At 45.3% G+C, this 14,366-nt stretch carries 10 protein-coding genes; 1 reads left to right on the forward strand and 9 read right to left on the reverse strand.

Going from position 1 to position 14,366, the window contains the following annotated elements; all coding sequences use genetic code 11:
* The 3 genes from JL05_RS20540 to JL05_RS20550 all read right to left on the reverse strand — a co-directional run bounded on the left by JL05_RS20540 (position 1) and on the right by JL05_RS20550 (position 6,556).
* Positions 1–1,332 (reverse strand): HlyD family type I secretion periplasmic adaptor subunit, encoded by a 1,332-nt coding sequence (locus JL05_RS20540; protein ID WP_004938859.1) that lies wholly within the window; start codon positions 1,330–1,332, stop codon positions 1–3.
* 52 nt (positions 1,333–1,384) lie between these two features.
* Positions 1,385–3,157: a type I secretion system permease/ATPase gene (locus JL05_RS20545; RefSeq protein WP_028127960.1), complete on the reverse strand. Its 1,773-nt coding sequence runs from the start codon at positions 3,155–3,157 to the stop codon at positions 1,385–1,387.
* Positions 3,158–3,547: 390 nt separating this feature from the next.
* Complete coding sequence (locus JL05_RS20550) at positions 3,548–6,556, reverse strand: beta strand repeat-containing protein (RefSeq protein ID WP_033633508.1); 3,009 nt, start codon at positions 6,554–6,556, stop codon at positions 3,548–3,550.
* A gap of 365 nt (positions 6,557–6,921) precedes the next feature.
* Between JL05_RS20550 and JL05_RS20555 the strand changes: the two genes are divergently transcribed.
* Positions 6,922–8,223, forward strand: coding sequence for a cellulase family glycosylhydrolase (locus JL05_RS20555; protein ID WP_050501268.1), 1,302 nt, complete (start codon positions 6,922–6,924; stop codon positions 8,221–8,223).
* 120 nt (positions 8,224–8,343) lie between these two features.
* Here the strand turns inward: JL05_RS20555 and JL05_RS20560 are convergent, their stop codons facing one another.
* The 6 genes from JL05_RS20560 to JL05_RS25210 all read right to left on the reverse strand — a co-directional run bounded on the left by JL05_RS20560 (position 8,344) and on the right by JL05_RS25210 (position 13,951).
* Positions 8,344–8,946 (reverse strand): haloacid dehalogenase-like hydrolase, encoded by a 603-nt coding sequence (locus tag JL05_RS20560; protein ID WP_060559056.1) that lies wholly within the window; start codon positions 8,944–8,946, stop codon positions 8,344–8,346.
* Complete coding sequence (locus JL05_RS20565; protein WP_033633509.1) at positions 8,943–9,527, reverse strand: phosphoribosyltransferase; 585 nt, start codon at positions 9,525–9,527, stop codon at positions 8,943–8,945. Before JL05_RS20565 ends, JL05_RS20560 begins: the two co-directional genes overlap by 4 nt.
* A 1-nt stretch (position 9,528) precedes the next feature.
* Positions 9,529–10,659 carry a glycosyltransferase family 4 protein gene (locus tag JL05_RS24390; protein ID WP_060559049.1) on the reverse strand — a complete coding sequence of 377 codons (1,131 nt, stop codon included), beginning with the start codon at positions 10,657–10,659 and terminating at the stop codon, positions 9,529–9,531.
* 32 nt (positions 10,660–10,691) lie between these two features.
* Complete coding sequence (gene wbaP, locus JL05_RS20575) at positions 10,692–12,125, reverse strand: undecaprenyl-phosphate galactose phosphotransferase WbaP (RefSeq protein WP_033633510.1); 1,434 nt, start codon at positions 12,123–12,125, stop codon at positions 10,692–10,694.
* 105 nt (positions 12,126–12,230) lie between these two features.
* On the reverse strand, positions 12,231–13,316 hold the full coding sequence (locus JL05_RS20580; RefSeq protein WP_033633511.1) for a glycosyltransferase: 1,086 nt from the start codon (positions 13,314–13,316) through the stop codon (positions 12,231–12,233).
* On the reverse strand, positions 13,316–13,951 hold the full coding sequence (locus JL05_RS25210) for a glycosyltransferase (RefSeq protein ID WP_081877846.1): 636 nt from the start codon (positions 13,949–13,951) through the stop codon (positions 13,316–13,318). The genes JL05_RS20580 and JL05_RS25210 overlap by 1 nt, the downstream gene beginning before the upstream one ends.
* Positions 13,952–14,366 lie beyond the last annotated feature (415 nt).

The following is a 14,366-nucleotide window of genomic DNA, read 5'->3' on the forward strand; positions in this document are numbered from 1 at the left end:
TTATTCCTCGGTTAATGAAGTATGAGCGCGATCCAAAATAGGTTTAAACAGATAACTCAGCAGCGAGCGTGAGCCCGTTTTCACGAACACCTCGACCGGCATCCCCGGCTTGATGTCCTCGCCACTGAGCATCTTCATGCCCTCCGGCGAGACCGTGACCTGCATCTGGTAGTAAGGTTCTCCATTGGCTTTGTCGACCAGGCGGTCGGCGGAAACCAGCGTGACCGTCCCCGGAATTTTCGGGGTTTTGTTTTGGTTGAAGGCGGTAAACATCAGATCCACCGGCAACCCGTTGTACACCTTGTCGATCAAATCGACTTTCAGGCGAGAATCCACCACCAGCGTCGCCTGGCTGGGTACAACGTCCATCAGGTGGTCACCCGCTCCCACGACGCCCCCCTGAGTGAAAATATTCAATCCGACCACGGTGCCATCCACCGGTGAGGTGATGGCGGTGTTGCCCAGATCGAAGTCGGCCATTTGCAGCTTGTTGCGGAACTCGCTGGCGTCCATTTGGGTTTGCGCCAGTTGCGTCCTGACCTCGCGCTGATAGTCGGCGAAGCGCTGATCGATACGCTGCTGAGATTCCTGCAGCTGCTTTTGCAATTGACCAATCCGCCCGATGGTTTCATCGATGCTGCTGTTCACCTCAGCGAACTGGCGCTGGACCTCCAGATAACGGTTGCGCGGCAAATAACCGTCCGCCGCCAGTTGCTTCATGCTGTTCATCTGCTCACGCAGGCTGGAAAGTTGGATCTGCTTGTTGGCGCGCGAATCCTGCAGGCCTTTCAACTGGAAGCGGATCCCATCCATCGACTGCTTATAACCGTCAATTTCACTTTGCAGCCCCTGGCGGCGAGAGGCGAACAGCTGCGTTTGCAACGCGATGATTTCGGCCACGCGCGGCTGATCCTTAACCTGGGTGAAAACAGGGGAAAAAGTGACCTTGCTCAGACCATCGCGTTCAGCCAGTAAACGCCCTTCAGTGGCCAGCGTGGTGTAGTACTGATCGCGCAGCGAATCAACCTGAGCCTGTGCCTGCACCTGGCTCAATTGCACCAGAACCTCACCGGCTTTCACCTTGTCGCCGTCTTTCACCGCGATGTTCTTGATGATGCCGCTGGCCGGGGCCTGCACCGTTTTGCGGTTGCCGGAAACGGTTACCGATCCCGGTGATGCCACCCCTTTATCCAGAGGGGCGAACGCTGCCCAGGCCAGAAATCCGAACAGACCAATTCCCACTACCAGCCAGCCCATCCGGGTAAACCGCCGTTCGTCCTGCGGGATCTCTTCAATATACGAGTCTTGCGGCTCGCCAATATGCGTCGACATACCAACTCCTTTAAACTGCGGATGGCAATAAAGCCATCAGGCAATTCACGGCTTAATTAATTTGCGTTTTTGGGATGTTGCCTTCATCCGGCTCAGAATTTACCGCCCTCACCGCTTGCTGAGGCTGTTGCGTCTGGGCTTTTTGCGCATTGGCCAACGCCTGAAGCACTTGTTGAGTCGGGCCGAACGCGTTGACGTTGCCATTCACCAACAGCAACAACTTGCTGGTCATCGACAGCAAATTGGTGCGATGGGTAATCAGAACCACCGTTTTATTACGTTGCTTGAGGAACATAATCGCCTGGTTCAACGCTTTCTCGCCCGCATCATCCAGATTGGAGTTAGGCTCATCCAATACCACCAGCGAAGGATCGCCGTACAAGGCGCGCGCCAGGCCGATACGCTGTTTCTGTCCACCGGACAACCCAGCGCCGCCGTTGCCGAGCACCGAATCGTAGCCGTTAGGGAAACGCAGGATCAGTTCGTGCACACCGGCCAGCTTAGCGGCTTCAATGACTTTCTCTGAGTCGATATCGTTAAAGCGAGCGATATTCTCGGCGATAGTCCCGGCAAACAGCTCAATGTCCTGCGGCAGATAGCCGATATACGGCCCCAATTCATCCTTGTTCCACTGATAGATGTCAGCATTATCCAACCGAACAATCCCTTCACTGACCGGCCAAATGCCGACCAGCAAACGCGCCAGCGTCGATTTCCCCGACGCGCTCGGGCCAATGATCCCCAGCACGTCACCGGGCTGGATGGCAAAAGTCACGTTATGCAATACCGCATCGCCTTTGGAGCCCGGCGGCGTGGCGGTGACGCCTTCTACTGCGAGTACCCCTTCCGGACGCGGCAAGGACATACCGGTACCACGTTGCGGGTGCGTTTCCAGCAGCTTGACCAACCGGCCATAAGAAAGCTTCGCCGCGCTGTAGCTCTTCCAGACGTTAATAACCTGCTCAATCGGCGCCAGCGTTCGCCCCATCAGAATGGAGCCGGCGATCATCATACCGGGCGTAATGTGCCCATCGATCGCCAGCCAGCCCCCCAGCCCCAGCACCAGCGATTGCAGCGACATGCGCACAAACTTGGTGATCGATGTGACCCGCGATGCGCGTTCGCTGGCGATGCGCTGACTGTTCAAAAACCGCTGGTGCAGACCGAACCACCGGCGTTTCAGGTTAGGCAACATCCCCAAAGCCTCGATCACTTCGGCATTTCGCAGATTGGTGCTGGCCAGCGTACCGGACATAATCGACAGCTTGCTGGCCTCCGCCAGCGGCTTTTTCGACACCATTTCGTTGATCACCGCCAATGCGATCAGCAACAGCGCACCGACCAGGGCGAAAAGCCCCAACCAAGGGTTAAAGAGGAATATCACCAACAGATAGATCGGAAACCACGGCGCATCAAAGAAGGCGAACAGCGCGCTGCCGGTAAGGAATTGGCGCAGATTGGTCAAGTCGCTCAGCATCTGGCCGGCGTCAGACGAACCGTTTTTCAGATTCGCCTCGTAGGCCGCAGTGTAGACTCGCGTGTTGAGACGCATATCCAGCTGACTGCCGATACGGATCACCACCATGCTGCGCACGTATTCCAACAGCGACATCATGCCGAACATGCCCAGCATGATCAGCGTCAGCATTAACAGCGTGATTTCATTACGAGAAGGAAGCACCCGGTCATAAACCTGGAGCATATAGATAGAAGGAACTAGCATTAATAAATTAATAAATGCGGTAAATATGCCAACGGTCCAAAAAACCTTACTGCGAGTCCGTATAACATCCGCAATTTCATTGCGCGGTATAAATTGATTCACTTTCTGCCCTTACATCATGTGCACTGTCAGTCAAAATCCGCATTGGACTCTTATAAGGAAAATCCTAAAAAGGGAAAAATGAAATAAATCCTAAAGAACCCCCACCCCAGACATGCTCGAGACTGCAGATACTTTTTCTAACTATAGGTAGAGAAAGCGGATATCAGCAAGGCCGTAAGCAAAAAAAATCGCCTCACGAACCACAGAAAAAAACAAATGAAAACAGAAGGGTAAATAGTAGGCAGGGTAAAGCAAGTTTAGTACGAAAGGGAATAAACCAGAGATAATGACGTGGTTCACAAAATTCAAATAATACGGGGTGTTCACACACCCCGTATTATTTATTTGCTAACAGTTTCAATGGGAATTATTTCCCACTGGAACCCCTACTTACGCGTAGTGCAGAGTATCCACCAATTGCTGGTGGTTCTGCCCGGTCAGGTATACCACGGTATCGTTGAGATCCAGCGCATGGTTATCGTTGTTGTCGATAATCACATAAGAGCTGGCAGTATTACCGCCACCGCTGAATACTACGGATGCCACACCCACTTTCGACGTCAGCGAGTTGCTGCTGTCCAGACCGAGAATACCGCCCAGCAGGCCGATAACGCCGTTGGTCAAACCGCCCACCAGCGTCCCCAACAGCGCATCCAATGTGTCTGCGGAACGTGTGCCGTAGTCCGCGACCGCCGTGCCGCTGGCGTCATTGGAGATAGTCAGACCGCCATGGTTAACATCGACAATCTTGTCTTTGAGGCTGCTAAAGTCCTTGATGGTCACACCCGCCTGCGTGTTACTCGCCTTGATGTCATAGATGTTGGCACCTGCGCCACCGGTCAGCGTGGTGTTGCCAATCACGCCCAGGGTATCGGCAGCACTGGAACCTTCTACGGTCAATTGGTAGCCGTTCAGGCCCAACGTCTGCAGCACCGGCGCCAACAGGTTGGTGGTAATGACGCTCAGCGGCAGAATGTTCAGCAACTGAATGATGATACCGTCACCGGTACCGCCATGGCTGGAGTCGAGATTCAGCCCAGCGGTATTGGTGGACGCATTGATATCACGCACGTTGCTGAAACCGCTGCCCAGGGTCAGATCCAGCGCGTGATCACCGGTCACGTTGATGGTCTGAACCTGCGCATTGGTGCCGGCCAATGACAGAATGTTGTCAAAGCTACCTGTACCGCCTGAAGCCACGTTCACCGTGCTCAACGGAGTACCGCCAATCAGGCTGCTGCTGCTGTTCAGAGTGATGGCGCCAGCATTCACGTTGGCGGAACTCACCGCATCGAAGTTGATGTTGAAGTGATCGGTGGCGTTCTGCACGAAAGTGAAGTTCAGCGTACTGGCTGAAGTGGCGTCTCCTTTCACTTCCAGCTGCGCAGCGTTGCCGCCGGCGGCGTTGATGACGTTGACGTTAGCCAACCCGGAGATCACAAATCCTTGCGTGCCCAGATTGGTGGCCGCCGCGTTCTGCGTAACCGTGCCGCCGTTAGTCCCTTCCACCGTGGACGTTCCGTTGGTCAAGCCAAAGTCAAAGGTGTTGTTCGGCGTAGTAACGGTTGTGGTGGTCGGTGACCCAATCGCCGGCGTAGTAGTCAAAGTGCCGACAGACTTGCCGATATAGCCGGTCAGGTCGATCTTCTCAAAGTTCGAGAAGTTGTTGGCATTACTCGAAACAGTACTGGAGCGAATGCCCAAGGCGTTTTGGTTGGTCACCACGGTTTTGGTGATGAAGTTGGCGGAAATGGAGTCCGTCCCCGTGCCGCCGTCAGCCTTGACGGTGTTGGCGACGGTGTTAGCTCCGCCGGAAACGCCGTTCCCTGCCCAGTGCAGGCTATCGTTGCCGGCACCAAGGTTAAACTGCGCCGTGCCGGCCGCAATGTTTGCCGTCGATGTGACGACTACGTCATCCGCACCCGAACTGGCATTCAGGATGACGTTGCCGTTATTGACGGTGATATCTACGCCTGGATTAACGCCGTTGTCAGACAGGTTGACCGTTGCTGCGCTGGTGCCGTTGATAGTCAGATTCGCCAGATGGTCGGCGAACTTCAGGTTCACGGTGCTGGCGGCATTGGCGTTCAGTTGGACATTCGTCAGTACCGCTGTTTCGGCGTTGCTGATTTGATGAGAAATACCGGTGTTCACAGTACCCGTAGCGTTACCACCGGCGGCTGTAGTCGTCAGGCTAGCCGCGGTTTTGTACAACAGGCTGGTACCGATATCAAACTCAAATGCGTGCTGCTGAGTGACAGTAACCGCGTCAGTAGCCGTTGAAGTCCGCAGGTCATTAATGATGGCTTGGGTAATAACCGATTTATCAGTCCCCAAAGCACTGTAAAGCGCCAGCTGAGCCGGCGTAGCTGCAGTACCGTGAACAGCGGTGTAAACATGTTGGATAAAGTTATCACCAGTCAGCTGTGCGCCTTTCCGCTGGAATTCATCAGAAGCTAATGCACTGGTAATAAACTTAGTATATGCCGCGCCAGATGCCAGATACTTGCTCCAGCTATCCAAACCTACGGCGTCAATGCCGCGCTCCGGCACGGCCAGGAACACAGCAGCAGCCTGTTCCTGGTAATTCAAGCCAGGTAAGCTGCCAGCAGTGTAAGCAGTTGTTGCCAGTGTAAACGCCTGTTTAGCGGCGGCATCAGAGCTGCTGACACTGCCACGCAACGAGTTGATGAAATCAACAATAACATCACCACGCGTTGCTCCGCCTTGCAGTTCCGTCAAGTAAGTATTTAACTCGGTGCTATCTGGCGGCCGTTTAAAACCTTGAGTAAAGAGCTTGGTAATAAAATCCTGATTACTCAAAGTGTTAATATAACTGCGCTCATTAACAAAACTCTGAGCGGCGACGGAGAATGTTCTGGAACCATCATTAATTGCCGCCCCCCAATAGTTGACACCCGCAGCTGATTGCACGGACCCAAGAACATAGTAGATCGCTAATACATCAGAAGCGCCATTACCGGCCGCGGCTGCAGTATTCGCCGAAGGATACAATACGGCATCGATTTTATTATCAAATGCAGTTTGTTGAGAAAGTATGGTTGAATCAAAGCCATTGTAATTTAAGAGATCACTGACTAAACCGCCAACGATATTTGCCGCGGGCTGCCCTCCAGCAAGCAAAGCAGCTAAAACACCGGCGCTAGGTGCTGAGCCATAAACGTTGGTATATATCGCACTCACAATATCGCTAGTACTCTTCCCGCTATATAACGCCTGACCTGCACTGGAAGAGAGAATCTGAGCGACATATTGCGCTGAAGTTCCACCATTTTCAAGAAGTTGCCCGGCACTATCGAACGTCGCCGCGGATGCTGCTTTACCAAGAACAGCATAGTAAAGCGCAGCACCAGTCTGCTGTGAGACAAGAGATGACATGTGTATTCTCCTAGAGAAGCCATTCAAAAAACGTTACAGACAGCAATTTGCCGCTGAAGAACAAAGCAAGAACAAGCAAAACAAAAATGCATGAAAATCAATGAGTCGTCAGTTTCAATACTCCTATGGTTAAAGCAGTAGATACATACAAAGAAAGTATCTAAATTCAATGATGTCAAGATGAGAAAGAAAATATAAAAATAATCCTAATAGCGCAGATTGATACTAATCTTTCCTGCATTTAGTTAACGAGTGATTGCTTAGCTAACATTAGGAATAACCTTAGTTACTTTCGCGCTTGAAAGCGTAAAAATACCTGTAAAACCAATCTATTATTTTCACACTGACCTCAGCGAGATAAGACGATGACGTTCATGAAACTGCCCCCCTTCTCTCTCAAATTTATACTCGGCACACTTCTTGCTACCCTGCCTCTGAAAATCGGTTATGCCTTCGAGATTGGCATTAACACACACCTACGCTGGTATCCAGAAGAGCAAGATCATTATTTGAACTTGATAAGTAACTATGGTTTTAATTCCTTTCGTGATGATTACCTTTGGGGGTTAGTTGAACAACAGAAAGGCACCTATCAACCTGTAGATAAACTTATACGTGTAGATAAGTCTCTCTTAGTTGCAAATAAAAACTATGGTATGAACCCCATTGCCGTTCTAGCCTATGGCAATGATCTCTATGATAAAAGTGGATATGCCAGCAACGATGAATCTATCGCAGCTTATGCAAATTATGCATACTGGACAGCAAAAAGATTTAAAGGAAAGGTCAAGTATTATGAGATCTGGAATGAGTGGAGTGTTGGCACCGGCACGCATAATAAATCACCAGCCCCTCCTCCAGCTCAGGTCTACTACAAACTCATCAAGCAGGCCTCTATAGCGATAAAGAGGGCAGACCCCGGAGCTATCGTGCTTGCAGGCTCCTTCGATCCTTTAGGAAACGATGGATTAAAATGGTCCGATGACTTGATAAAGCTGGGCATGCTCAATTATATAGATGGGATATCAATACATCCGTATAGCTTTAAATCCAGTGATAAATCGCTGACTACCCCGGAAGGAAACATTGAAAAAATCGATGGGTATCAAGAAGAATTGAAGAGGCTCGTAGGCAAAGAGGTCCCTATTTACATCACTGAAATTGGCGTACCAACCAATGCGGGGAAATTTGGGTACAGCGAGGACTATGTAGCCCAATATGTTGTCAAATATACTCTTCTTGCAAAAGCCAGGGGATATATAAAAGGAGTTTGGTGGTATGACTTAAGCGATGATGGTGATAACAACCAAAATATAGAGCATAGATTTGGATTGCTCAGGAAAAATGGGAGTAAAAAGCCAAGCATGGAGTCATACGAGAAAATTGCCGATTTAATAAAAAATTACTCGGTAAAAAATTACAATGTGACAACCGATGGTAAAGTGAATTTAATCTTTAGCAATGGAAAAAAAGAAGCCAGGGTTAGTTGGAAAAAGAATGATACGCAGGAGGGAAGGAATTCCACAACGGGAAGAATAATGTCGCTCATGACGAGTAGTAAACCATCTTCGCAGAAAATTACGGCTCTCGTTATTGAAGACCCAACGCAAAAAAGTCAACCAGCGGTTAGCGCAGACACGCCAGTGATAACATTCGGCAGCGAGTAAATCCGCATTAACCCAAATGAAAAATAACCTCCTTTGAACTCCTTTGGAGGTGGTTTAAAGCCGAAAAAAAAGCGAGACGATAAACACAGTCTCGCTTTTATCATTTTTAAAATAGTACCGTTATACTATCGTATAACGCCCTGCATTGAGCATGTCGGAAAATAATCTCTCGGACTTTATTGATGGAGAAACAATATAGGTAAACTTAGCAGCCATAGCTAACGGGATATCATCATAATGATCAGTAAAGAAAAGATCTGGTTCCTCAGAAAATTGCTCCCGAACGAATTTAAGCTTCACTACATTTAATGTTTCGACAAATTCACCTGAGTGGCAAAAATGTGCACATATAGTGACATCAAAATCATTAACTTCCTGAGAGAAAGAGGACACATAAATATCCGGCGCTGCAGTTGCCAAGCACTTAGTCGAATTATCACCTAGAACGAGCAAATCCTTTCGGAGAGAATGGCGGGCCAACCATTTTCCGTACTTCTTACCGACATAGGGCCAAAACTTGGTGCGTTGCTGAATCGCTAATAAAGCCACCTTAAATCCAACGCGATCCATTCTCCCAATTTTCCTGCATATGGCGAATTTAATAATAGAGAATAAAAAATACCATCTAAGGAAAAAAATAGAGATGAAAAAAGACAGAACAACCCATACTTTAAAAGTGTTAAATGGCACAAGTGTACCATCAAGATCATATACGGATTTCAACCTTTTCTCCTAACATCACTAGCCCAGGGATAACGAATAAGATAGCCCTTATAAAGATAAAAATCTGGAATAAAAGCAGGCTCGTCAAATGTGACATTTAACGCAGCAGTTTTAACGACCGAATCCGATGAAAGATACGGTTGGAGAAAATTGATGCAATCAATAAACGTACCACCACTATCAACGGCATCATCAACAATTAGAATTCTCTTACCTTTTCGCAGGTGTTCCAAGTCGCCGGAGATATGCGCCACAGCTCCTACTGACAATATTCTTCCGGATTTTCTGAACTTACGTTCGTTGAATTTTATTTCCGCTATTCTCAATAAGTCATTTATCGGCCTTGGGAGGAAAGGCAAAAAAGAAGCCATTCTGAACTTGGACTTCTTCTTAGTAGAATTTCGCTGCCTTTTTATTATAACAAGCGGAACATTAATTTTTTTCCCAATTTCCTCAGCGACATAGCGTCCACCAGTGGCAACACCAATAATAACATCAGGGGAAAATTCTTTAATTATTTCTTTAGACAACCGATCACATAACGAATCGAAATCTTTGCCGATAGCCGTAATAACTTTCATATCAAAACTTTCCTATGATATTTTCATAAACAGAGTAAGTCTCCGTTGCGCATCGCTGCCAACTGAAAGTATCAGCTCTTCTTAAACCTTTTTCTGACAAAGAGGCACGTAACTGAGCATCATTAAAAACATTCTCCATAGCACTAACTAACTGAGAAAGGTCATTTGGATTAACCAATAATGCTGCATCACCAGCTATTTCCGGGCAGGAACCTGCGGTAGAGGTGATGACAGGAGCCCCGCAAGACATCGCTTCTAGAATAGGCAAACCAAATCCCTCGGCAAAACTTGGAAATACCAGGCAAAGCGTGTTGTTATACAAATGAACAAGGTCCTCATTCGAGACACCTCGAAGGACTTTTATTTTATCCGGGTTATTAAATATTTTATTTTCCAAGGCAGGATTAGGAAATGCCGGATCGAACCCTCCAACCAAAACTAACTGCACATCAGCATCGGCAAGTCTCTCGAATGCAGCAATAACACTATCAATATTCTTAATCGCGGCAAACCGCCCGACAAAAAGAAAATATGGCTTAGTCACACCCAGACTAGCGATTACATCATTAGATTTTACTTTATCTTTCACGTGGAACTGCTTGCTCGCAGCTTCGTGCACAACCGTAATTTTATTTTCATTAACACCGAAGTTCTTGATTATCTCATCTTTCGTATAATGAGAAACTGCAATTATATGATCTGCTTTTTTTAAACTAGGCGGCGTGAAAATTTCCAATCCTTTAGTCAACTTAGGATTGAAGTACTGTTTGTGCGTACGGAACATGACATCATGAACAGTCACAACATGTTTCGTACTTCTGGTTGTAACCAAGGGTGATAAATAATTTGTATGCAAGAGATCGCATTTATTGCGCCATTCAGCAAGTGCAAATCCGCCGAGAAGGTTCATAGGCGTCCAACCTGATATCAACTTCTTTATTTCTACACGATTATCATTTAAGAAAGGTTGCCCAGCCTGCTTAGTTAAAACAATGGCAGGATCGTCCGCCAGAAGCAATAACTTATCATCGCGATTTATGCACGAAACCAAGTTATTCGCCAATTCTATTGTGTACGTTCCAGTCCCTTGACTAACCTTTTGCATAAATCGGCTATCGAGTGCGATTCTCATTATCCATTCCCATAAAATAAACTATTATAAAGTTAGTATGCGCCATCACGCTTTAATACAACACCTATAGTTTTAAATAGAATCGCAATGTCATTCCAAAGCGCCCAATTCTTAACGTACCATGCATCAAAATACACGCGCGTGTCATAATCAATATCATTACGGCCACTGACCTGCCACAATCCTGTCATTCCTGGCTTCGCCATGAAGTAGTAATCGACATCACCTGCATAACGTTCCAATTCTTTTTCAATAACCGGTCTTGGGCCAACTAGACTCATTTCACCACGAAGTACATTCCACAATTGAGGTAACTCATCCAGGCTTGTCTTTCTAATAAAAGCGCCAATCTTTGTAATACGTGGGTCGTTTTTCAATTTAAAGTCTTTATTCCATTCTTCTCTGGCCTCAGGATCTCGCTCCAATAAATCTGCAAGTACTTCCTGAGAATTTAGAACCATCGATCTGAACTTTAAGCATTTAAATTTCTTTCCATTGTGCCCCACTCTCTCATGCCCATAAATAGGACGACCACCATCTCTTGAAACTTTGTAAGTCAAGAAAATCAACACGGGAGAAAGTGCAACCAAAATAAGAGATGAGCCAATAATATCAAATGTGCGCTTAATGAAGCGTGATGAACGCTTGGCTAAATTATTGCTTACCCGCAGAATCATTACTTCATGACTAAAAATAAATGACATATCGGTGCCATAAAGAGGAACACCACGAAGAGTTGGGATAACAGAAACCGACCGACAATTATGCTTAGCCAGATCTTTCAACCACCAATCACGTAGCGCATGTTGTTCAAATTCAAGTGCGACGATAAATTGCGTACTCTCAACATTGACACAACGCCACAGCTCTTCTTCCGAATTAATGACCGGGATGCCAAAATAATTATCTTCGCATGGTTTATCCGTACACACAAAGGCAACAACTTCAAATCCAAGAACTTCTTCACTTTGCAATGCTGCATAGGCTTCAAAGGCATTTCTTCCCGAGCCAATGATTATGGTTTGTTTTTTCCACAACCCCATCTTGTTAAGGATTTTTTTTGTTAATGCTCTCCCCAACGGCACTAAAATAATTATCAACATCCATGATAACACCCAAACTGAACGAGAAAAGTTCCACTTAGAAAATGCAACTAGAGCTAAATCAAGAACAGCAAAAATAACTAGCGTTCTGAGAACTTCCTTGAGCTCAAACCAAAATGGCTTTCTATATGTGTAGTGTCTAAGCCTTGTCCAGAACCAAAGAACACACACTACAGATATAACAAACTGCGCAACAGAACGAATAAAAAACTCATCCTGAGGTATATAATTATTTAACCCATCAAATAATTTGTAAAGAATGAAATACGAAAGATAGACCGATATGTTAAAAAAGAAAATATCTGACAATGCTAGCATTAGTTTTGTCGTAAAATCGCCAAAAAAAACATTTGTTTTTTTCATTATGCATCCCGAATACTATTTTATAAAATTCAACACGTTATAGAGACAGGTAATTACCGAACAGCGAGTCAAATTAATTTCATATGAATTAGATAAGCTAGATATTTATTTTATAACTTCACGATAAAGTGAACTTACTTTCTGTGTCATAAAACAGCTTTTGAAGTTTTTACTGTAATTATCATAACTTCTTTCGCTCATCGTTTTCCAAAAATCCAAATTTTTATCGCAAATAACGGTAGAAAAACCTTTTATATCCCCATAATCAACTAAAAAACCTGTGACACCATTTATAATAATTTCTGGCAGTGAACCTCGTTCAAAAGCCAGAACGGGTAAACCGTAACTTTGCGCCTCTACGGCAACAAGGCCGAAGGCCTCCCAACGACTTGGCATCAGTAAGACTGTTGCATGGAAAAAATAAGGTGCAATATCTTCATACTTCAACCAGCCTATGTACGTTATTTTTTCACCATATACAGGAAGACTCTTATACTCTATAACATAGTCTCCGATCACAGTGATATGTATATCCTCATTCTGAGAAAGCAAATTGGTTATATTTAGAACGTGATCAAAACCTTTCTGGTGATCCGTCCGTCCAACAAAGAGAATATTCTTTTTATTCGCGTATTTATAAGGGCTTTTTTGCGTTACTATCAAAGGATCTTGAACACCATTATAGATAATGACTAAACGCTCTGGATTAAGCCCCCATTTTATGGCTTCCCTATATTCATATTCACTGACACAAATAGTTTTATCCGTCACTTTCTCTAGCATGCGCTCAATAAATGCGTAGACTCGCTTTTTATAAACAGGAATATCCATTAAGAAAGCAAAGGCATGCGGACAGTAAATCACTTTGGGGTGATAAAAAACAAATATTATAGGCAAAGCCAAACGGCATAAAAAGCCAGCAAAACTACTGTGTAAATGAATTACATCCGGTTTTTTATTTAAAACAACTCGCAGAAAACAAAACAGAAGCAAAAATAATGACATGGTATTTCTTCCAGTTCTATTGAATGGAGAAAGCACATGTTCTCTAACACCAACCAGTTCAGATAACTGTTGTCTCGGAACAATGCATAATACCTCATCTTCAGTATCTTGCTGTTCCATAACCAGTTGTCGCATGATTGTCGCAACACCACCCTTTATTGTTTCGGCGACATGCAATATTTTCACTAATCACTCCAGGGCTTATCTTTTGCGTAGCCTTCAAGTATATTATTTATTTTATTAGCCGACGCCAACCAATTAAATCGCTTAGCGTTTTCAAAACCTCGTTTAATCAGTGAATCCCTTAAACCACCATCATGGTATAGTTTCTCTATCTGTGAAATTAAACTTTCAGAACAAGTTGGTGAAAAATAAAGCGCACTGTCGTTCAACACTTCCGGCATTGATGCTGTATTAGATGCAATAACAGGACAACCGCAAGATTGAGCCTCAAGCAATGGAATTCCGAAACCTTCATAGAGGGATGGGAAAACGAAAGCAAAGGCTCCTGAATAAAGCACTGCCAGTTCCTCATCAGTAACTCGGCCATAGTACTTTATATATGAATTATTACTCACTGCAGAATAGGTAACTGTTGAAAAATTTCTATTCGATGCACCGACAATTTTTAACTCCAAACCTAAACTATTATTTATTTTTTCAAAACTATCAATTATCAGTTTAAAATTCTTATGAACGCTTGGAGAAGATACACATAGAATATATGGATTGTCTGGCTCAGTAATTTTGCGTGGAAAGAAAACCTCAGTAGCTGCATTATTGACAACATCAATATTCTCAATTCCGTAGGCCCGCTCTATTTCATTTCGAGAAAATCACTGACAGTAATGATTTTTTTCCCTCTTTTTAAAAGCCACGGTGAAAAAATTCTATAAAAAATCTAAAACCTAGTGAGTAACTTTTGGGATAAACTCGATAAGTTATATCATGATGAACAATGATATTGTTAAAGAACCCTATTGGAGCGGTATTACAAAAACTTAAAAGCACATTTCCATTTCGCACCATAAAGAGAAATAACTCTGTTTGCTCCCATAACTGTCCGGATAGGCGCCCGATTCTCTTTATATTAAACGCCTTAGTAATCTCATTATCTGCGTAGTTTTAGGGCAAAGCACAACAATATCATCTCGGATCTTAATCAAATTAAGTAAGATTTGAATAGCAAAGCGTTGAACGCCTGTCACCTCTTGCGTTAAAAAACGGCCATTAACA

The sequence above is a fragment of the Serratia nematodiphila DZ0503SBS1 genome (assembly GCF_000738675.1).
GTDB lineage: Bacteria > Pseudomonadota > Gammaproteobacteria > Enterobacterales > Enterobacteriaceae > Serratia > Serratia nematodiphila.

What these genes read in the sequence shown, in the direction of transcription:
- JL05_RS20555 (WP_050501268.1), top strand. Translation starts at nt 6,922, where the DNA reads ATGACGTTCATGAAACTGCCCCCCTTCTCTCTCAAATTTATACTCGGC.
- JL05_RS20565 (WP_033633509.1), bottom strand. Translation starts at nt 9,527, where the DNA reads ATGAAAGTTATTACGGCTATCGGCAAAGATTTCGATTCGTTATGTGAT.
- JL05_RS20550 (WP_033633508.1), bottom strand. Translation starts at nt 6,556, where the DNA reads ATGTCATCTCTTGTCTCACAGCAGACTGGTGCTGCGCTTTACTATGCT.
- JL05_RS20540 (WP_004938859.1), bottom strand. Translation starts at nt 1,332, where the DNA reads ATGTCGACGCATATTGGCGAGCCGCAAGACTCGTATATTGAAGAGATC.
- JL05_RS24390 (WP_060559049.1), bottom strand. Translation starts at nt 10,659, where the DNA reads ATGAGAATCGCACTCGATAGCCGATTTATGCAAAAGGTTAGTCAAGGG.
- wbaP (WP_033633510.1), bottom strand. Translation starts at nt 12,125, where the DNA reads ATGAAAAAAACAAATGTTTTTTTTGGCGATTTTACGACAAAACTAATG.